This window comes from Streptomyces sp. DSM 106670 (assembly GCF_055792845.1).
The window spans coordinates 2,819,044-2,836,599 of record NZ_CM147704.1; the positions used below are offsets into that span (position 1 = coordinate 2,819,044).

Below are 17,556 nucleotides of genomic sequence, written 5' to 3' on the forward strand. Positions count from 1 at the left end.
TCTGCGGGTGGGGTCGAACTGTCGACGGCTAGAGACCGTGCCAGAGCAGTCGGCGGCATGACCACGGCGTCCGACTGCAACCTGCTGCGGCGCTCTCAGGAGCACTGAGGCAGAACGCGGGCTGCCACTCTCACGCCCCCGTTCGCCACGGACCCCCGCCCGGCCGTCTCCATGGACGGTCGGCAGCCGGGCGGGTGCAGGAGCACGACGGTGCGGAGACCGTATCTCCGCGACATCAGCACCGGAAGGGACTTTCCCATGAACGGGAACCTCTATGCCCTGTCGGCCCCCGCGGCCGATGCCTTCGACGACTTCTGCGGCGGCAACGCGGGCGGCCCCCACGAGACCTGCGTGAGCCTTGCCGCGATCCCCGGCGCGGAGGCCTCCTTCGTCATCCGCGACAGCAAGCCCGAGGGCGCGGGCAAGGAGCTGCGCTTCACCGGAACCGAGCTCGACGACTTCGCCAGCGGATGGGTCAGGACCCGGGGTCTGACGCTCTAGCCTGGCTGCCTTCCTGACCACGAAGCCCATGTAGAGGGCCGGACCGGACACGCTCCGGGCCGGCCCGCCCCACTGATGAAAGGCGCAAATGACCTGGTCAGGACACTGGCACGGATACGGTCCGTGGACCGGCAGCAGGGATGCGTACGGCCGGGAGGCCCTACGCCGTCCGGGTGCGGAACTGAACTCCGAGCAGACCCGCGCGTTCGTCGCCTCGACGCTGCCGCCCCTCATGACCGGGCACTGGCTCTTGCGGCAGAACCAGACCGCCGTGGAGCGCACTTGGACGCGTGCGGTGGGTGCCGTCACGTGGCTGAAGAGCACGTACGAGGTGAATCCCCCTGCCGACAGGGACGACGGCGGCCGCGCTTACGTCACCCTCGAACACAAGATCGCGTATGCGATGGACGCTCTTCCCCGAGGGGTCGACGTCTGCTGGGTGCACTACACGAAGTCCCAGAGCCTGATCTCGTTCTCGGTGGTGTGCTGCCTCAACCACCACCATCCTGGCCTTACGTGTCCTCTCCCGCCCGCCTGACCTCCCCTTTTCGTCAAAGCCTTGCCCGGCGCCGCCCTTCGGCCTCTGTGGGCCACGTCAGATCCGTCCGCTCCTGGATCGCGGAGAGTAGCCGGAACCTGCCTGCCCCGGTCGTTCGTCCTGTGGAGCGGGACCGATCGGATGGGACGACGACATGGTGGAGCGGGCAGAACCTGGTGCGATACCGGCGGAGACGTCGGGGGTGCCCGGTGTGGGTGGCGGGCGGCGGGGGTGGGTGGTCGCCGGGGGTGCCGTCGTCGTGGCCGGGGTGTTGGCGTTCCATCGGGGTGTGCCCAACTGGCCCGGGCGGGTGGGGAGTCTGCTGGAGTCCTTTCTGCCCTGGGCCGGCGTCTTCGTGGTCGTGCTGTTGGTCGTCGCCCTGGTGCGGCGGTCCGCCGTCGCGCTCGTGGCTCTGCTGCTGCCGGTGGGTGTGTGGGTGCATCTCTTCGGGGGGCTGCTCCTGCCCTACGGGGATAGCGGCGGGCGGGAGCTTGTCGTCGTGCAGCACAACGTCAGTGATGAGAACCGCGAGCCGGCGGCGACCGCCCGGGCGCTGAGTGAAGTGGGGGCCGATCTCGTCGCGCTGGAGGAGCTGGTGGATCCGCAGTTGGCGGTGTATGAGAAGGCCCTTGCCTCGGAATATCCGCATCACGTCGTACGCGGCACCGTCGGGCTCTGGTCCAAGTACCCGCTCAGCGGCGAGCGGCTCGTCGACATCAAGCCCCCGAGCATCGAGGAGGGGTGGAGCCGTGGTGTGCGGGCCGTGGTCCGTTCTCCGTACGGGGACATCGCCGCGTACGTCGCCCATCTGCCCTCCGTCCGGGTCGGCGCGGGCGGGCTCGCGTCCCAGCGGAGGGACGAGAGCGCCGCGCTGCTGGGGCGCGCCATCGCGGACGAGAGCGTCGAGACCGTCATTCTGCTCGGGGATCTCAACGGGGCTGTGGAGGACCGGGGGTTGAGGCCTCTCACCTCGCGGTTGAACGTCGCCGAGCGCGGGTTCGCCCTCAGCTTTCCCGCCGCCTTTCCGGTGGCCCGGATCGATCAGGTCATGGCCCGCTCCGCCGTCGTCGGCCACATCCGGACCCTGCCCGCCACCGGCAGCGACCATCTGCCCGTCGTCGCCCGGGTTGTCCTTCCGGGCCATCGGTGACGTGGGGGACCCGCGCACCCGGCAGGCGTCAACGGGTCACAGGGCCTTGAGCCAGGCGTGGCCCGGGTGCACCCGGGCCAGTAGTTCGGCCAGGGTCTCGCGTTGCGAACGGGTCAGGTGCGGGACGGTCGCGTCGAAGTCTCTCCGGTCCTTTTCACGGGCGTGCTTGGCCTTGAACAGGAGGACCAGTTCCGGTGCCAGATACGGGATGCCGTCGTGATCGTGATGGATGATCTCGCCGTACGGGAACCGGATCCTCTCGTCTCGTCGGCAGATCCAGACGTCGCCGTCGTGCGGTTCCCTGAACACGTCGAGCAGGTAGTCGCCGGTGGCCGGATCGCGGAGCCACGTCTGGTGGACGGCGGCCAGCGCCTCGGGCGTGGCGTCCTCCCAGATCCGGCCGCTGCCCGCCGCGTCGAAGACGTACCCGGGGAAGCGACGGCGGACCTCGGGGAAGCTCGCGTACGGAATCCCGATCTCGATGTCCCCGTGCGTACGCGTCTGCCTGCCACGGAACAGGTCCAGCGCCCAGCCTGCGGCCACGTACCAGGGGGTGCCGATCCCGGCCAGCCGCTGTGCGACCTCGCTCGGGGTCCAGGAGGACGACCACCTTGCGTCGAGGGCGTCGATCTCGTCGGGTGACAGTTCGACGCCACCGCTGGGTAGTTGATCGTTCACCGCTGGAATCTACAGGAGCCCGTCAGCCGGGAAGGAGGAAGACCCTCAGGTCCTGAACACCCTCAGGTCCTGGGGAGGCGTGTTTACTGGTCGAGATGGCCGGTGTCGCCGAGGCCGACCACCTGGCGGTTGTGGAAGAAGTCGTCCTCGCGCAGGGTGGTGATGCTGCCTGCGGGCGCTCGGAAGGCGGCGTAACCGGCCGCCTCGATCGGCATCTTGATCCAGGACGCCACGACGCACGTCAGGGAGCCTCCGTGCGTCACGATGATCTGGTGTTCGCACGGGCTGTCCAGGATCTCGTCCATGGCCGCGTAGATGCGCCGCGCCCACACCGCCTTGGTCTCCGCGCCCCGCACTCCCTCGTCGTGGTCCATCCGCTCCCCGGCCGCCGGCGGAGGGACGAAGCGGCGGTCGAGCCATTCCTGTGGTCTTCCCTCCGCCTCACCGTAGGACTTCTCCCGCAGCCTGCGGTCCAGGACCGGCCGCACACCGAACAGTTCGGCCACCGCGTCGGCCGTCCGCCGGGTGCGCCGCAGATCCGAGGAGTACAGCTCCACCTCGGCCTCGTCCGGAATCCGGTCCCGCAGCGCCCGGGCGACGGCGGCCGCCGCACGGACCCCTTCGGGCGTCAGCTGCGAGTCGTGCCATCCGCCGACGACTCCCTCGACGTGATGCGTCGCCTCCGGGTGCGTGACGACGTGGAGCGTGCGCATGGATGTGTGTCCTCCCGTGCTGGATGATGTCCGGTGGTCGGCCCGGTTGCCTCTCCCGTCCACCTCAGTAGCATCACCCTCCATGATTGCTCTGGTCGTCACCATCGCCCTGGCCTTCGTCGGGTACGTCGCGGCCTACCTCAACGGGTTGCGGCTCGCCCAGCGCAGCGAGCGGCTCGCTCGGGTGAACCGGCAACTCAGCGACTTCTACGGGCCGTTGTTCGCCATCACCGAGGCCAACGGCCGCGCCTTCGACGCCTTCGCCCAGCGCAACGTCCGCCCCGACGGCCGCTCCCCCTTCGACCACGAGGATCCGCCCACCGAGGAGGAACTCGCCGAGTGGCGGCTGTGGGTGACGACCGTCTTCCTGCCGAACATCCGGACCATGCGCGATCTCGTGGTCACCCATGCCGACCTGCTGCGCGAATCCGAGATGCCGCCGATTCTGCTCAAGCTCTGTGCCCATGTGTCCGGTTACGAGATCACGGCCGCCCGATGGGCGCAGGGGCGGTTCGACCAGCACCTGTCCGTCGTGTCGTTCCCGAGCCAGGAGCTCGCCGACTACGCGCGGGAGGGGTTCACCTCGTTGAAGGTGGAGCAGAGCCGGCTGCTGGGGCGGCGGACCGCCGCCTGAGACCGTTCACGCACCCACGCGTCCATGCTTTGTACACGCTCTCATCACAATTCCGCTTCGCTTCCCGCATGCCCCTGATACGCACCCGGGCGCGCTGCGAACATCGGCTGCTCCACCGCACGTAGTCCGGCCTTGGGGGCAACACATGCAGACGAGGAAGCAGTCACGGCGGCCGGGGCGCGGCGTCCTCCGGATGCGGGTCTCGGCCGGAGCGGGCGCGCTCGCTCTGATCCTTACGGGGTGTGGGAACGAGGATGCCGCGTCGACCGGTTCGTCGCCCTCCGTGAAGCGGGCGCTGGCCCTCATGGACGACGCCGAGCAGAGCGTGGAGGCGGGCGACAGCCTGGACGTGGACGTCCTCGACAACGACTCCGTCATCCTGGAAAGCGGGGTCGGAGCGGGACTGCTCGACGCCTACGACCCGGCCGAGCTGTCCCTGGACATCGACACCGCGCCCGCCCATGGTTCCGCTTCGGTGTCCGGGACCACGGTCACGTACACCGCCAGGGAGGGGTACGCCGGTGAGGACGAGCTGACGTACCGGGTCCTCCTGAAGGGGACCGAGGTCCCCGCCGCCACCGCCGTCGTCCGCATCACCGTCACCGCGCCCGCGGGCGGTCAGCGGTAGTCGTCGGGGTGGTCCTGCATCCAGGTGTTGATGCCGTCGCGGGTGCCGACGATCTCGGAGAAGTACTTCTCCAGATGCGCCTCGGACCGGTCGTCGCCCAGCTTGTCGAACAGGACCTTCATGTCGGCGAGCGGCTTCTTGAAGTGGCCGGGGCCCTTGGTGTCCGCCCGCATCGACTCGTCCAGTTCGGTGAGTTCCCGGGTCACCCGGCCGAGGAAGTAGGCGCAGTCGCCCGCGCCCGGCGTGCAGGTCTCGTTCAGCGTCGCCTGGAGCGTCGCGAAGGCGTCGCGGACCAGTGCGGGGCCGGGCGAGGGAGCGGCAGCGGGCTCCGCTTCGCCCGCCTCCCGCTCGGCCGCGTCCGCGTTCTCGACCGCGCCCGCGTTCTCGACGGCGTCGGCGTTCTCGGCGCTCCGGGCGGCGTCCACAGCCGCCGGATCCGCCGCCGCGTTCGGGACGTCCGTGCCGGGGCCGCCACCGCTCGACGCCTGGGTGCAGGAGGCCAGCGCCGCAGCCACGACCACGGCAAGTGCGCCTGCGCGCAACCCCGTTCGCGCCGGACGCCGACCTTGGGTACGGGCAGTGTTACGGAACAGCATGAGACCCCCCTCGTGCGAAGGGTCCAGACCTTACCCCGGGCCACTGCCCGCGAGCACGGCGAGGTAGGACGCCATCTCCCCGTACACCGCGGCCGTGTTGTCCAGGTGGGCGTCGTGGCCGGCGTCCGGGACCACGACGGTCCGCGTCGCGGCGTGGCGGGCGCGCATCCGTTCCGCCTCCTCCGGCTTCATCGTGCCGTTCTCTCCCCGTACCACCAGCACCGGGCACCGCACCCGGTCCCAGGCGTCCCAGTGGTCGCGGTGCGCGTTCTCCTGGACCGTGGCCACCATCACGTCCCGGTCGACGCGGGGGTGCAGTCCGCCGGGGCCCGGTGCGAGACTCGCCGCCCAGGCCCTGCCCGCCGGGCCGCCGCCGAAGAACGCCTCGGCCGCCTCCCTGTCCGGGAACGGCACCGGCCAGGAGTCCAGCCAGCGCCCGATCTGCTCCGGCAGCCCCGGGCTCGGGCCCGCCGGTCCCGCCTCGATCAGGATCAGCGCACGGCACACCTCCGGGTGCGCCGCCGCCGTCAGCAGTGCGGTGAGGCCGCCCATCGACTGGCCGACCAGCACCGTGTCCGGGCCGGCCAGACCGAACCGGCGCGCCACGGCGAGGACATCGCGTACGTGCGCCGCCCGCGTCACGTCGCCGGGACGCCGGGTGCTCGCCCCGCTGCCCCGGGCGTCGAAGGCGATCACCCGGTGCGTGGCCGCGAACCGGGCCGCCAGCGCGTCCCACTCGCCGCAGTGTCCTGCCAGCCCGTGCAGCAGGAGCAGGGGCGGGCCATCGCCACCGTGGTCGGTGCAGAAGAGGCGTACGGGACCGGCCCCGGCCCCTTCGCGCTTGCCCTCGCCCTCGCCCTCGCCCGGGACTGTCACCGTCACCGTGGTCGCCCCCATGGCCGCTTCCATCCGGAACCCCCGCCTCCTCCGTACCGCCCTCCGGCCTCGTCGCCCCGAACGCTAGCCTCGGGCGGAGCAGCGAACCACGGAAATACCGACGGCTCGCAAGACGGCTTACAGGAAACGGCTCACAGGAAGCGATGGTGGCGGCGATGGCGAAGGTTCCGGCAGCGGCGGTGGCGGCGAGCGGGCTCGTCGGGGGTTACGGCGTCGCCCGGTGGACCAAGAAGCGACCGCTCGGCGGCGTCGCGCTCGCCGCCGCCGGATCCCTCGCCGCGTACGAGTGGAACCGCCAGGCGGGGCCGCGTGCCGCCGCCGGGCTGAGCGTCGCCTACGTCGCCGCCTTCGCCGGATCGCACCCGCTCGCCAAGAAGGTCGGCGCCTGGCCCGCCGTGTTCGCCGTCGCGGGCGGCGTGGCCGCCGCCTCCTGGGCCGTCACCCGCCGGGCCACCCACCACTGAGCCCCGCCCGTCACCCGCCGGGCCGCCCAGGGCTGAGCCCCGCCCGACATCCGACGGGCCACCCACCACTGAGCCCGCCCGTCACCCGCCGGGCCGCCCAGGGCTGAGCACTGCCCGTCACCCGCCGGGCCACCCACCGCTGAGCCCCTTGCGTCTCCGGCAGGCCGCCCACCGCTGAGCCCATCGCGTCTCCGGCGGGCGTCCGAAAGAATCCCGCGCCGCGCTGAACGCCCGCCGCCCCGCGCCCGTACTACCGGGCAACTCCCCCGCGTAAGCCGGGTGCGTACCCGTACGACAGGACGGGTACGCACCCGGAACCCCCGCCCCGGCCCCGCAAGGCCTCAGCCCCCCAGCGCGTGCGACACCGTGTAGATCGCCAGGCCCGCCAGCGCGCCGACCACCGTGCCGTTGATCCGGATGAACTGGAGGTCGCGGCCGATGTGCGCCTCGATCTTCTTCGAGGTCTGGTCCGCGTCCCAGCCCGCGACCGTCTCGCTGATCAGCGAGGTGATCTCCGCGCGGTACGTCGTCACCACGTACACCGCCGCGTCCTCCAGCCAGCCGTCCAGCTTGCCCTGGAGCCGTGCGTCGCTCGCCAGCCTGGCGCCCAGCGACATCAGCGAGGCGCGGGCGCGCAGCCGCAGTTCGCTGCGCTCGTCCTCCGCCGCCGAGAGGATCATCGTGCGGACGGAGGACCAGGCGGAGGCGATGACGTCCTGGACCTCGCCGCGGCCCAGGATCTCCGACTTCAGCCGCTCCACGCGGGCCCGGGTGTCGGCGTCGCTCTGGAGGTCGGCCGCGAAGTCGGTCAGGAACGTGTCGATGGAGCCGCGCGCCGGGTGCTCCGGCATGTCCCGCATCTCCGTGACGAACCGCAGCAGTTCCTTGTAGACCCGCTCCCCCACCCGCTTGTCCACGAACCTCGGCGTCCAGCCGGGCGCCCCGCCCTGCACCGCGTTCATCACCGAGTCGCCGTGCTCCACCAGCCAGTCGTGCGCGCGTACGCAGACGAGGTCGACGACCTTGCGGTGGCCGCCGTCCGTGACGACCTTCTCCAGCATCTTGCCGAGGCCCGGGCCGACTTCGACCGCGTCCGCGCGCCGGGTGATGGCCTCGCCGACCACCGCCTGGACGTCGGAATCCCGAAGGACCGTCAGCGCACCGCGCAGCGCCGTCGCCAGCTCGGCGGTGACCCGGTCCGCGTGGGCCGGCTCCGCGAGCCACACGCCGAGCCTCCGGCCGACCCCCAGAGCGTGAATTCGGTCACGAATGACGTCCCCGGAGAGAAAGTTCTCGCCAACGAAGGAACCGAGGGACTGTCCTAGCTGATCCTTCTTGGTGGGGATGATGGCCGTGTGCGGAATGGGCAGGCCGAGCGGGCGCCGGAAGAGCGCCGTGACGGCGAACCAGTCCGCCAGCGCGCCCACCATCCCCGCCTCGGCAGCCGCCGCAACGTAGCCCGGCCAGCCCCCCACGCCTGAGTTCTTTGCCCAGGTGGCCAGGACGTAGATGATCGCGACGAGCAGAAGGAGGCCGGTGGCCGTGAGCTTCATGCGCCGTACGCCGCGCTGTTTCTCCTCGTCGGCGGCCGTGTACGCGAACGAGGCCAGGGGGCCCGTTCCGCGCGGCGGCGCCCCGGAGCCCTCAGGGCCTCCCGTGCCCCCGGTGCCCCCGGAATCGCGCACCGCGACCGGCCCCTGCCCTGGCCCCTGCGACTGCTCCGACTCCTGCACCGCGTCCTCGCCCTGCTCCTGCTCGCCGGATCCGGTCCGTTCCATCCGCTCCACCCGTCCGCGTACGTCTCGCCCCCGTGACGTACGCATTGTCCCTACCTCCCCTACTCCCGGGCCGCACGTCGAGTTCCCGACGGCCTGTCGCATCATGGGACCAGCACGATCATCACAAGGAGAAACACCGCACATGCCCAGGCGCCAGGGGTATGCCCTGCTCATCGCCCTAGTGGCGGGCACCGCCGTGCTCGCCGCCGCCGTCGCCTTCGGTACGACGCTGCTCTCCGGTCCCCGGTCGACACCGCTCCCGCCCGCCGAGACCCAGGCGGCGGCCCGTAACCCGGTCGACCCCGCCGCCTCGGGCGGCAGCTGGGTCGCCACCTGGACCGCCGCGCCCGTCCGCGGCGAACCGGGTACCGAGGGCGGGCTCCCCGGGCGCACCATCCGTAACGTCGTGCACACCAGCATCGGCGGGAACGTCGCCCGCATCACGCTGTCGAACCTCTTCGGTACGGCCCCCCTCGTCATCGACCAGGCCACCGTCAACACCCGGCCGGTGACCTTCAAGGGCGCCGCCGCCGTCACCGTCGCCGCGGGCGGACGGGTCATCAGCGACCCGGTCGTGGTGCCCGTGGCCCCCGACTCCGACCTCCAGGTCAGCTTCCGCACCCCGCAGGCGGGCGGGCCGGTCACCTACCACCCCAACACCCACCAGACCTCGTATCTGATCGACGAACGCGGCACCTGGAGCACCACCCACTGGCGCTATCTGACCGCCGTGGACGTCCGCAGCGAGCGGGCGCTCGGCGCGGTCGTCGCCCTCGGGGACTCCCTGACCGCGGGCAGCGGCTCCACCACCGACGCCAACGCCCGCTGGCCCGACGTCCTCGCCGACCGGCTGGGCGGCCGGTACGGGGTCGCCAACGCGGGCATCGCGGGCAACCGGGTCGTGGGCGTCGGCCGCGGCACCGGGGGCCAGGCGGGCACCGACCGGCTCGACCGCGACGCGCTGTCGGTCGCCGGAGCCCGGACGCTCGTCGTGGCGCTCGGCATCAACGACGTACAGCAGTCCCCGCAGGAGGCCGACCCCCTGCGCATCGTGGACAGCCTGCGCGCCCTCGCCGACCGGGCGCACGCCCGCGGGCTCTCGGTCGTCGGCGCGACGCTGACCCCGTTCGAGGGCTTCGCCACCTGGACGCCGCAGCGCGAGGCCGTGCGCCAGGCGGTCAACGAGCAGATCCGGGCGGGCACGGTCTTCGACGCGTACGTGGACTTCGACGCGGCGGTACGCGACCCCGCCGCGCCGACCCGGATCCTCACCTCGTACGACTCCGGCGACCACCTGCACCTCAACGACGACGGCTACCGCGCGCTCGGCGACCACGTGGACCTGAAGCTCCTGGACCGGGCCGGCGCGCCCCGGTCCGACGCGCTGTGAGCCGCTGAGGAGACGTGCGAGCGGGCGGGGCGGGGCGGTCGGGCGGGCGGGCGGGCGGTCGGGCGGTCGGGCCGCCCGAGGCGGGTTCGGCGCTCAGAGTTCCTTGCGGCCGCCGCCACCGCCCGCGCCGCCGTCCGGGCCCTCAAGCCCGCGTCGGCGGCGTGCCTCCAGTTCCGCTTCCTCCGCGGCCTTCAGCCGGCGGCGCTCCGCCTTCGTCCGCTTGCGCTCCACGCCGACGCCGCCCATCAGGGCGAAGCCGGTGATCCGCACATGCGGGGAGTCGGGGGCGATCTCGCCGTCCTCATTGGGGCCCTCGCCGAAGCCGCCCATGATGCCGATGCCCCGGACCTCGACGTTCAGCTCCGGCGGCGCGGTCACATGGAGGCCGCCCATGATCGTGAAGCAGCGGATGACGACCTCGCGGTCCTCGAAGTGGGCCTCGCGCAGATCGATCTCGCCGCCGCCCCACATCGCGAACGCGGTGAACTTCCGGGCCACCGTCCAGCGGCCCTTCCGGTTGAACCCGCCCCAGAAGGCGAACGCCCCCTTCGATGTGGCGTTGCCGCCGATCCGCGCGGGCCAGTTCGCCGCAGAACCCCGCAGCGGGGCGGGCGCGGACGAGCCGACCGGGGCGACCGCCGATCCCGGTGCCGGAAGGTCCTGGACCAGCGGCTCCAACTCCCCGTGCGTACGGGCCTTGTAGGCCGTTTCGAGGCGCTGGTCGAACTCGTCCATATCCAGTCGGCCCTCGGCCACGGCCTCGCGCAGCAGTTCCGCGATCCGCTCACGCTCGGCGTCGGAGGCGCGCATTTCCGGACGTTCACTTGTCATACCGCGCAGCCTATTGAACGGACCCGTTCCCGGCACAGACCCGCAGGCCCACGACCTGCGCGCGCCGCGATCCGGAAGGCGCCCCGGAGGGCCCGGCGCTCCCTGTGCGTGCCCGTCAGGGCGCGGACTCGTACATCCTCGCGATCACGGCCTCGATGTCCGGCTCCCGCACCGACAGGTCGACCAGCGGGTACTCCGCGGCGATCCGCGCCACCAGCGGGGCCGCCGACACGGCGGCGGGGAACGCCAGCCACTGGCGCGGGCCCTCCACCTTGACCGCCCGCAGCGCCGGGGTACCGCCCGCGGCCTCCGGCGCCAGCACGATCGGGGGGAGTTCGCTCGCCAGGTCCACCACGAGCATGCGTTCGCTCTCCCCCACCTCGTGGAGGCCCGCCAGCGAACCGTCGTACATCAGCCGGCCGTGATCGATCACCATCACCCGGTTGCACAACTGCTCGATGTCGGTGAGGTCGTGAGTCGTCAGCAGGACCGTCGTCCCGCGCCCGGCGTTCAACTCCTTGAGGAACTGCCGCACTTTGGCCTTGGAGATCACGTCCAGGCCGATCGTCGGCTCGTCCAGGTACAGCACCTCCGGATCGTGCAGCAGCGCCGCCGCGATGTCGCCGCGCATCCGCTGCCCGAGCGAGAGCTGCCGTACGGGGACGTCCAACAGCTCGCCCAGATCGAGGAGTTCGACGCAGCGGTCCAGGTTCTCGCGGTAACGCCGGTCGGGAATGCGGTACATGCGGTGCATCAGCCGGTACGAGTCGCGCAGCGGCAGGTCCCACCAGAGCGTCGTCCGCTGGCCGAAGACCACACCGATGCGGTGGGCCAGCCGGGTGCGTTCGCGTGAGGGGTCGATGCCCGCGACGCGCAGCCGGCCGCCGCTCGGGGTGAGGATGCCCGTCAGCATCTTGATCGTGGTCGACTTGCCGGCCCCGTTCGGGCCGATGTAGCCGACCATCTCGCCGCGCGCGACCTGGAAGCTGATCCCGTCCACGGCCCGGACCTCGTGCCGTTCCCTGCGCACCAGGCCGGCCTTCCGGCGGACCTGGAAGACCTTCTCGACGCCGTCGAGCGTGATGAAGCCGTCGTCCGCCATGCCCGTGCTCTCCCGCGTAGTCCCGTCCGACATGGTCGGCTCCCGATTTCTCAACTGCCCGTGCTCCGGTACGCCCGCAGCCCCGCCCGCCACGCGAGGCCCGCCAGCACCCAACAGGCCACCGCCACCAGCGGCGGCAGGAACGCCACCCACCGCGGAAGGTCGACCGGGTACTCCCGGCCGAGCACGTACAGCGCGGGCAGCCAGCTGACGAAGGCCAGCGGCACCACGAACGTCACCCCGCGCACCAGGTCCTTGGCGAAGATCGTGGGCGGGTACTGGAGCAGCGTCGTCCCGCCGTACGTGAAGGAGTTCTGCACCTCCGAGGCGTCCTGCGCGACGAACTGGAACGCCGCCCCCATGACGAAGATCGCCCCGAAGATCGCCGCCCCGCTCACCACCATCATCGGCAGCATCAGCACCTTCAGCGGCGTCCACGCGATGTCCAGCGAGAGCAGCGCGTAGCCGAGCACCAGCAGCCCCTGGGTGATCCGCCCCAGCCGGCGCAGCGCGAACCGGTCCGCCGCGACCTGCGCCAGCACCGGCACCGGCCGCACCAGCAGGGTGTCGAGCGTGCCGTCGCGCACCCGGCGGCCCACCCGGTCCATCGAGCCCAGCAGCAGATCGCTCAGCCCGAACGCGGTGGCCGACACCCCGTACAGCAGGGCGATCTCCGACAGCGTGTAGCCGCCCAGCGCGTCGACGTGCGAGAACATCAGCAGGATCGTCACGAAGTCGAACGCCGTCACCGCGAGGTTGCCGAACGTCGTCATGGCGAACGAGGCCCGGTACGCCATCGTCGAGCGCACCCACATCGCCATGATCAGCCCGTACGCGCGCACGCCCTCCAGCAGCCGCGGCCGCTCCTCGAACGCGAAGCCGCCCGGTTCCGGGGTCCGTTCCCCGCCGGTCCGCACCACCACCGTGTCAGCCACCCTGCACCACCACCCTCCTGGTCGCGGCGGTCTGCAGCAGCCGGCCCGCCAGCAGCAGCACCACCGCCCAGCCGCCCTGGAACGCGTACGCCTCCACCAGGCCCCACCCCGTGTGCTTGCCGAGGAACACATCGGCCGGCACCTGGAGCAGCGAGGACCACGGCAGCGCCCGCGCCACCTCGCCGAGCAGTCCGGGGAAGAGGTTCAGCGGCAGCAGCATCCCGGAGAAGAACAGCCCGGCCAGCGACACGATCTGCAGCGCGCCCGCCCCGTCCATCAGCCAGAACGCCGCCAGCGCGACCAGATAGCGCACCGCGAAGCTCACCACCACGCCCAGGAACACCGAGAAGAGGAACGCCGGCCAGGTCCACAGCGAGCCGGGCAGCGCCAGATCGAAGGCGAGCGCCCCCAGGAACATCGGGGCGATCCCCCGGCCCAGCAGATGGAACGCCGCCCGGCCCAGGTCCCCCGCCAGCCACCACAGCTGGAGGTCGGCCGGACGGTACAGATCGACGGCGATGTCCCCCGTACGGATCCGCTCCATCAGCTCGTCCTCGAAGCCGCCGCCCATCATGGCGCAGGTCATCAGCAGGGCCTGCCCGAGCCAGACGTACGTCAGCGCCTGGGACGTGTCGTACCCGCCGAGCTGCGGACGCGCGTCCCAGAGGGCGATGTAGGTGTACGCCATGATGAAACCGAAGACCGTGTTGGTGAACACCCCCGCGGCCGTGGCCGTCCGGTACGTGGCGTAGCGCCGGAACGCACCCCCCGCCACCACCGCGTAGAGCCGCACGCCGTCCCCTCTCCCCCGCCGCCACCGGCTCCCGACACCAAAGCGCACGAGCCTAATGCACGGGTGACGGTGGCCGCGAACGTATTTCGCGCACGCGTTTCGCGCGCGTGGGGGGTGACGCCGGAGGAGGGAACGGACCGTCAAGAACTGTGGCTTTCCCGGCGAAACGGGCACTATGGGAGAACCGACCACGCCCGAGGAGCCCCACGGACATGAGCGACGAGCCACAGCACTGGGCCCCCCGCGAGCCCTCGGACGCGGCGGCCGCCCCCGGCAGCGACCGGGGCGGGCCGCCCGGAACGGACGCGCAGGGCGGGAAGGGCGGGAAGGGCGGAAAGAAGCGGCGGCCCCGGCGCACCGGCTGGCGGCGTGCCGTCCCCACCTGGCGGATGGTCCTCGGCACCGTGCTGGGCCTGGGCCTGCTCCTCGCCGGCGGCATCTTCGCCGGATACCAGCTCGTCGACATCCCGGCCGCCAACGCCTCGGCCACCGCCCAGTCCAACGTCTACCTCTACAACGACGGCAGCGTCATCGCCCGCGACGGCGACGTGAACCGGGAGAAGGTCAAGCTCTCCCAGGTCCCCATGACCGTCCAGCACGCGGTACTGGCCGCCGAGGACCGGGACTTCTACTCCGACGCCCGCGCCGTCGACGTGAAGGCGATGCTCCGGGCCGGCTGGAACACCGTGACCGGCAAGGGCAAACAGGGCGGCTCGACGATCACCCAGCAGTACGTGAAGAACTACTACCTGGGCCAGGAGCGGACCGTCCTGCGCAAGGCCAAGGAGGCCATCATCGCGGTCAAGCTCAACCGCGAGGTGACCAAGGACCAGATCTTCGAGGGCTACCTCAACACCAGCTACTTCGGGCGCAACGCGTACGGCATCCAGGCCGCCGCCCAGGCCTACTACGGCAAGAACGTCGAGGAGCTCAGCACCTCCGAGGGCGCCTACCTCGCCGCCCTCCTCAACGCCCCCAGCGCCTACGACGTCGTCGCCCACCCCGACAACAAACCCGCGGCGCAGCGCCGCTGGAACTACGTCCTGGACGGCATGGTCAAGGAGGACTGGCTCCCTGCCGCCGAACGGGCGACGACCCGGTTCCCCACCCCCGGCGAGGCCAAACCGTCCACTGGGCTCTCCGGCCAGCGCGGCTACATCGTGCAGGCCGTCGAGGACTATCTGAACCGGCGCGGCATCCTCGACGAGAAGACCCTCGCCACCGGCGGCTACCGCATCACCACCACCCTCGACAAGGCCAAGCAGGACGCCTTCGTCAAGGCCGTCGACACCAACGTGACGGCCAGGACCAGCACCGACCGCAAGGCGGATCGCAACGTCCGCGTCGGCGGGGTCTCGATCGTCCCCGGCAGCGGCGCGGTCGTCGCCCTGTACGGCGGCATCGACTACACGAAGCAGTACGTCAGCAACGCGACCCGCCGCGACTACCAGGTCGGCTCCGTCTTCAAGCCGTTCGTCCTCACCTCGGCCGTCGTCAACGACTCCACCACCCAGGACGGCCGCCCCATCACGCCCAACACCGTCTACGACGGCAGCAACAAACGCACGGTCGTCGGCCCGCAGGGCGCCACCGACTACGCCCCCGCCAACGAGGACGACGTCGACCACGGCGACATCACCGTGCGCACCGCCACCGACGAGTCCGTCAACTCCGTCTACGCGCAGATGGCCCAGGACGTCGGCCCCGGCAAGGTCCGGGACACCGCGATCGCCCTCGGCATCCCCGCCGACACCCCCGACCTCACCGCCTCGCCCTCGATCGCGCTCGGCCCCGCCAACGCCAGCGTGCTGGACATGGCCGAGGCGTACGCCACCCTCGCCGACCACGGCCGGCACGGCCCGTACGTCCTCGTCGACAAGATCACCAAGGACGGCGCCGAGGTCGAGCTGCCCGAGCGCACGACCGAGCAGGCCGTCAGCCGCGAGGCCGCCGACACCACCACCGCCGTCCTGCGCAGCGTCGTGGAGGGCGGCACCGGCACGGCGGCCCAGGCGGTGGGCCGCCCCGCCGTGGGCAAGACCGGCACGGCGGAGGAGGACCGGGCCGCCTGGTTCGCCGGATACACCCCGGACCTCGCGACCGTCGTCGCCGTGATGGGCCAGAACCCGGACACCGGCGCCCAGACCTCGCTGTACGGAGCTCTCGGCCTGCCCCGTATCAACGGCGGCGGCGCACCGGCCGAGACCTGGGCCGCCTATACGGAGGCGGCGCTGCGCTCCTCCCCGGCCCAGGAGTTCGACCTGGAGACGATGCCGGGGTCCGACGAGGAGGACGAGCCCCTGCTCGACGAGGACTCCGACGGAAGCACGGAGCCGTCCGCCGCGTCGGACCCCACCGCGCCCTCCTCCACCGCCCCTTCCGGCACCGCGCCGAGCAGCCCCACCCCCGGCACGGACACCGGCGGGACGGACGGGACAGGCGGTACGGGAGGGACCACCGGGGGCAACGCCTCCGGCGGCTCGGGAGAGACAGGGAACACCGAGGGCGGCGGCGGGGCGAGCGGCGGCACAGGCAGCACCGGCGGCACGGGCGGCTTCGTCGAAGGCGCCCGCGGCCCGGACTTCCCGGACGGCCGACCGGTGTGACCACCCGACGTGACCGCCCGACGTGACCGACCGGCCCCGCCCTCGGCGCGCCTCAGTGCCCGGACGTCGCCTTCAGGCCGACCACGGCCACCAGCAGCAGACAGACGAAGAAGATCCGGGCGGCGGTCACCGGCTCGTTCAGCACGACCATGCCCAGGATCGCCGCACCGGCCGCGCCGATACCGACCCACACGCCGTACGCCGTACCGATCGGCAGCGTCTTCGCCGCATGCGACAGCAGCACCATGCTCGCCACGATCCCGAGGCCGGTGAACACGCTCGGCCACAGCCGCGTGAACCCCTCGGTGTACTTCATCCCGATCGACCAGCCCACTTCGAGCAGACCGGCGATGATCAACAGAACCCACGCCATGACAGGCACCTCCGACGAAACCACGCGAACAGAACGGGTGCGTCGTCTTTGCCAACCCGGTACGGCGCGTCTCGTCGGGGTGGTCCCACCGTAGCAAAAAACGGGGAAAGGCCTGGTGACACCGGTCACCAGGCCCTGAACAGCCCCTGCCGCGCGGTCCCGCGGCTGCCCGGAGCCGTCCCGCGACTTTCCTACAGATACAGCCCGGTCGAATCCACCGAACCCTCGAACCGGTCGGCGGCCACCGCGTGCAGATCGCGCTCCCGCATCAGGACGTACGCCACGCCCCGCACCTCGACCTCGGCACGGTCCTCGGGGTCGTACAGCACCCGGTCGCCGGGCTCCACCGTCCGTACGTTCTGCCCGACCGCCACGACGACGGCCCAGGCGAGGCGCCGGCCCACCGCGGCCGTCGCCGGGATCAGGATGCCGCCGCCGGAACGCCGCTCGCCCTCGGCCGTGTCGTTCCGCACCAGCACCCGGTCGTGCAGCATCCGGATGGGCAGCTTGTCGTCGTGGGTGTTCTCGCTCACGCCCGCAACCTACCTGGCGTGCCCGGCGCCGTACGCCTCCGGGTTCCGCTCACGCGCGACGTTCCGCTCACGCGGGACGCTCGGCTCGCTCGGCTCACGCGCGACGGCGGCGCTTGGACACGGTGAGCAGCCCCACCACGCCGACCACCAGCAGCGCCGCGGGAATCACGCGCTCCAGCCGCGGAGAACCGTCCTCCGCGACGAACTGCGCCTTCACCTCCGACACCGAGCGGTTCACCGCGACGAAGGCACGGCCGGCCGTCCGGTCCACGGACTGGGCCGCCTTCGCCTTGGCGTCTCCGATGATCGTCTTCGGGTGTACGCGCACCCCGATCTCGTCGAGCACCACAGCGAGCTGCTCGCGCCTGCTGATGATGTCCGCCTCGATCTGCGCAGGGGTCCTGGCATCCGACACT

Annotated in this window: 20 protein-coding genes and 1 riboswitch; of the genes, 8 read left to right on the top strand and 12 right to left on the bottom strand. The window is 71.7% G+C overall.

Annotated features, from left to right (window positions below):
• Positions 1-258: 258 nt before the first annotated feature.
• The 3 genes from ACSMXR_RS12450 to ACSMXR_RS12460 all read left to right on the top strand — a co-directional run bounded on the left by ACSMXR_RS12450 (position 259) and on the right by ACSMXR_RS12460 (position 2,189).
• On the top strand, positions 259-501 hold the full coding sequence (locus tag ACSMXR_RS12450) for a DUF397 domain-containing protein (RefSeq protein ID WP_218526302.1): 243 nt from the start codon (positions 259-261) through the stop codon (positions 499-501).
• 88 nt (positions 502-589) lie between these two features.
• Positions 590-1,039, top strand: coding sequence for a hypothetical protein (locus ACSMXR_RS12455; RefSeq protein ID WP_473171872.1), 450 nt, complete (start codon positions 590-592; stop codon positions 1,037-1,039).
• Between the two features lie 235 nt (positions 1,040-1,274).
• A complete protein-coding gene (locus ACSMXR_RS12460; RefSeq protein ID WP_473172371.1) occupies positions 1,275-2,189 on the top strand; it encodes an endonuclease/exonuclease/phosphatase family protein in 915 nt (304 codons plus the stop codon).
• Between the two features lie 36 nt (positions 2,190-2,225).
• Here ACSMXR_RS12460 and ACSMXR_RS12465 read toward each other — a convergent pair whose 3' ends face one another.
• Positions 2,226-2,867, bottom strand: coding sequence for a nucleotidyltransferase domain-containing protein (locus tag ACSMXR_RS12465; protein ID WP_473171873.1), 642 nt, complete (start codon positions 2,865-2,867; stop codon positions 2,226-2,228).
• An 83-nt stretch (positions 2,868-2,950) separates the two neighbouring features.
• On the bottom strand, positions 2,951-3,580 hold the full coding sequence (locus ACSMXR_RS12470) for a histidine phosphatase family protein (RefSeq protein WP_473171874.1): 630 nt from the start codon (positions 3,578-3,580) through the stop codon (positions 2,951-2,953).
• Positions 3,581-3,662: 82 nt separating this feature from the next.
• On the opposite strand from ACSMXR_RS12470, the gene ACSMXR_RS12475 reads away from it, so the two are divergent.
• Both ACSMXR_RS12475 and ACSMXR_RS12480 read left to right on the top strand, forming a co-directional pair.
• Positions 3,663-4,214, top strand: coding sequence for a hypothetical protein (locus ACSMXR_RS12475; protein ID WP_218526298.1), 552 nt, complete (start codon positions 3,663-3,665; stop codon positions 4,212-4,214).
• 145 nt (positions 4,215-4,359) lie between these two features.
• Complete coding sequence (locus ACSMXR_RS12480) at positions 4,360-4,842, top strand: Ig-like domain-containing protein (protein ID WP_473171875.1); 483 nt, start codon at positions 4,360-4,362, stop codon at positions 4,840-4,842.
• On the opposite strand, the gene ACSMXR_RS12485 is transcribed toward ACSMXR_RS12480, so the two are convergent.
• Entirely contained in the window at positions 4,833-5,363 is a 531-nt protein-coding gene (locus tag ACSMXR_RS12485) for a hypothetical protein (protein ID WP_473171876.1), read from the bottom strand. The genes ACSMXR_RS12480 and ACSMXR_RS12485 overlap by 10 nt on opposite strands.
• Before the next feature lie 105 nt (positions 5,364-5,468).
• Positions 5,469-6,335: an alpha/beta fold hydrolase gene (locus ACSMXR_RS12490; protein ID WP_473171877.1), complete on the bottom strand. Its 867-nt coding sequence runs from the start codon at positions 6,333-6,335 to the stop codon at positions 5,469-5,471.
• A gap of 155 nt (positions 6,336-6,490) precedes the next feature.
• Here ACSMXR_RS12490 and ACSMXR_RS12495 point away from each other — a divergent pair, with 155 nt between their 5' ends.
• The gene (locus ACSMXR_RS12495; protein WP_473171878.1) at positions 6,491-6,799 is read left to right on the top strand and encodes a hypothetical protein; all 309 of its coding nucleotides are present in this window, start codon (positions 6,491-6,493) and stop codon (positions 6,797-6,799) included.
• A 341-nt stretch (positions 6,800-7,140) separates the two neighbouring features.
• Here the strand turns inward: ACSMXR_RS12495 and ACSMXR_RS12500 are convergent, their stop codons facing one another.
• Positions 7,141-8,577 carry a DUF445 domain-containing protein gene (locus tag ACSMXR_RS12500; RefSeq protein WP_473171879.1) on the bottom strand — a complete coding sequence of 479 codons (1,437 nt, stop codon included), beginning with the start codon at positions 8,575-8,577 and terminating at the stop codon, positions 7,141-7,143.
• 142 nt (positions 8,578-8,719) lie between these two features.
• On the opposite strand from ACSMXR_RS12500, the gene ACSMXR_RS12505 reads away from it, so the two are divergent.
• Positions 8,720-9,967 carry an SGNH/GDSL hydrolase family protein gene (locus tag ACSMXR_RS12505; RefSeq protein WP_473171880.1) on the top strand — a complete coding sequence of 416 codons (1,248 nt, stop codon included), beginning with the start codon at positions 8,720-8,722 and terminating at the stop codon, positions 9,965-9,967.
• Positions 9,968-10,060: 93 nt separating this feature from the next.
• On the opposite strand, the gene ACSMXR_RS12510 is transcribed toward ACSMXR_RS12505, so the two are convergent.
• From ACSMXR_RS12510 to ACSMXR_RS12525, 4 genes are all read right to left on the bottom strand, one after another.
• Positions 10,061-10,777, bottom strand: coding sequence for a DUF1707 SHOCT-like domain-containing protein (locus ACSMXR_RS12510; protein WP_137233779.1), 717 nt, complete (start codon positions 10,775-10,777; stop codon positions 10,061-10,063).
• A gap of 136 nt (positions 10,778-10,913) precedes the next feature.
• Positions 10,914-11,933, bottom strand: a complete 1,020-nt coding sequence (locus tag ACSMXR_RS12515; protein ID WP_473171881.1) for an ABC transporter ATP-binding protein — start codon at positions 11,931-11,933, stop codon at positions 10,914-10,916.
• Between the two features lie 17 nt (positions 11,934-11,950).
• Complete coding sequence (locus ACSMXR_RS12520) at positions 11,951-12,835, bottom strand: ABC transporter permease (RefSeq protein WP_364884395.1); 885 nt, start codon at positions 12,833-12,835, stop codon at positions 11,951-11,953.
• Complete coding sequence (locus ACSMXR_RS12525) at positions 12,828-13,628, bottom strand: ABC transporter permease (RefSeq protein ID WP_364884398.1); 801 nt, start codon at positions 13,626-13,628, stop codon at positions 12,828-12,830. The genes ACSMXR_RS12520 and ACSMXR_RS12525 overlap by 8 nt, the downstream gene beginning before the upstream one ends.
• 212 nt (positions 13,629-13,840) lie before the next feature.
• On the opposite strand from ACSMXR_RS12525, the gene ACSMXR_RS12530 reads away from it, so the two are divergent.
• Positions 13,841-16,234, top strand: a complete 2,394-nt coding sequence (locus tag ACSMXR_RS12530) for a transglycosylase domain-containing protein (RefSeq protein ID WP_473171882.1) — start codon at positions 13,841-13,843, stop codon at positions 16,232-16,234.
• Between the two features lie 52 nt (positions 16,235-16,286).
• Here the strand turns inward: ACSMXR_RS12530 and ACSMXR_RS12535 are convergent, their stop codons facing one another.
• From ACSMXR_RS12535 to ACSMXR_RS12545, 3 genes are all read right to left on the bottom strand, one after another.
• Positions 16,287-16,607, bottom strand: coding sequence for a DMT family transporter (locus ACSMXR_RS12535; RefSeq protein WP_018488630.1), 321 nt, complete (start codon positions 16,605-16,607; stop codon positions 16,287-16,289).
• A gap of 36 nt (positions 16,608-16,643) precedes the next feature.
• A riboswitch (guanidine-III (ykkC-III) riboswitch) is annotated at positions 16,644-16,702 on the bottom strand.
• Between the two features lie 96 nt (positions 16,703-16,798).
• Positions 16,799-17,140, bottom strand: coding sequence for a GroES family chaperonin (locus ACSMXR_RS12540; RefSeq protein WP_030087658.1), 342 nt, complete (start codon positions 17,138-17,140; stop codon positions 16,799-16,801).
• 94 nt (positions 17,141-17,234) lie between these two features.
• Positions 17,235-17,555 carry a DUF3618 domain-containing protein gene (locus ACSMXR_RS12545; RefSeq protein WP_006124861.1) on the bottom strand — a complete coding sequence of 107 codons (321 nt, stop codon included), beginning with the start codon at positions 17,553-17,555 and terminating at the stop codon, positions 17,235-17,237.
• Between the last annotated feature and the right edge of the window lies 1 nt (position 17,556).

Excerpts from the sequence above, each read along its gene's own strand:
- ACSMXR_RS12450 (WP_218526302.1), top strand. The coding sequence starts at position 259 with ATGAACGGGAACCTCTATGCCCTGTCGGCCCCCGCGGCCGATGCCTTC.
- ACSMXR_RS12455 (WP_473171872.1), top strand. The coding sequence starts at position 590 with ATGACCTGGTCAGGACACTGGCACGGATACGGTCCGTGGACCGGCAGC.
- ACSMXR_RS12470 (WP_473171874.1), bottom strand. The coding sequence starts at position 3,580 with ATGCGCACGCTCCACGTCGTCACGCACCCGGAGGCGACGCATCACGTC.
- ACSMXR_RS12475 (WP_218526298.1), top strand. The coding sequence starts at position 3,663 with ATGATTGCTCTGGTCGTCACCATCGCCCTGGCCTTCGTCGGGTACGTC.
- ACSMXR_RS12480 (WP_473171875.1), top strand. The coding sequence starts at position 4,360 with ATGCAGACGAGGAAGCAGTCACGGCGGCCGGGGCGCGGCGTCCTCCGG.
- ACSMXR_RS12490 (WP_473171877.1), bottom strand. The coding sequence starts at position 6,335 with ATGGGGGCGACCACGGTGACGGTGACAGTCCCGGGCGAGGGCGAGGGC.
- ACSMXR_RS12495 (WP_473171878.1), top strand. The coding sequence starts at position 6,491 with ATGGCGAAGGTTCCGGCAGCGGCGGTGGCGGCGAGCGGGCTCGTCGGG.
- ACSMXR_RS12500 (WP_473171879.1), bottom strand. The coding sequence starts at position 8,577 with ATGGAACGGACCGGATCCGGCGAGCAGGAGCAGGGCGAGGACGCGGTG.
- ACSMXR_RS12505 (WP_473171880.1), top strand. The coding sequence starts at position 8,720 with ATGCCCAGGCGCCAGGGGTATGCCCTGCTCATCGCCCTAGTGGCGGGC.
- ACSMXR_RS12510 (WP_137233779.1), bottom strand. The coding sequence starts at position 10,777 with ATGCGCGCCTCCGACGCCGAGCGTGAGCGGATCGCGGAACTGCTGCGC.
- ACSMXR_RS12515 (WP_473171881.1), bottom strand. The coding sequence starts at position 11,933 with ATGTCGGACGGGACTACGCGGGAGAGCACGGGCATGGCGGACGACGGC.
- ACSMXR_RS12530 (WP_473171882.1), top strand. The coding sequence starts at position 13,841 with ATGAGCGACGAGCCACAGCACTGGGCCCCCCGCGAGCCCTCGGACGCG.
- ACSMXR_RS12535 (WP_018488630.1), bottom strand. The coding sequence starts at position 16,607 with ATGGCGTGGGTTCTGTTGATCATCGCCGGTCTGCTCGAAGTGGGCTGG.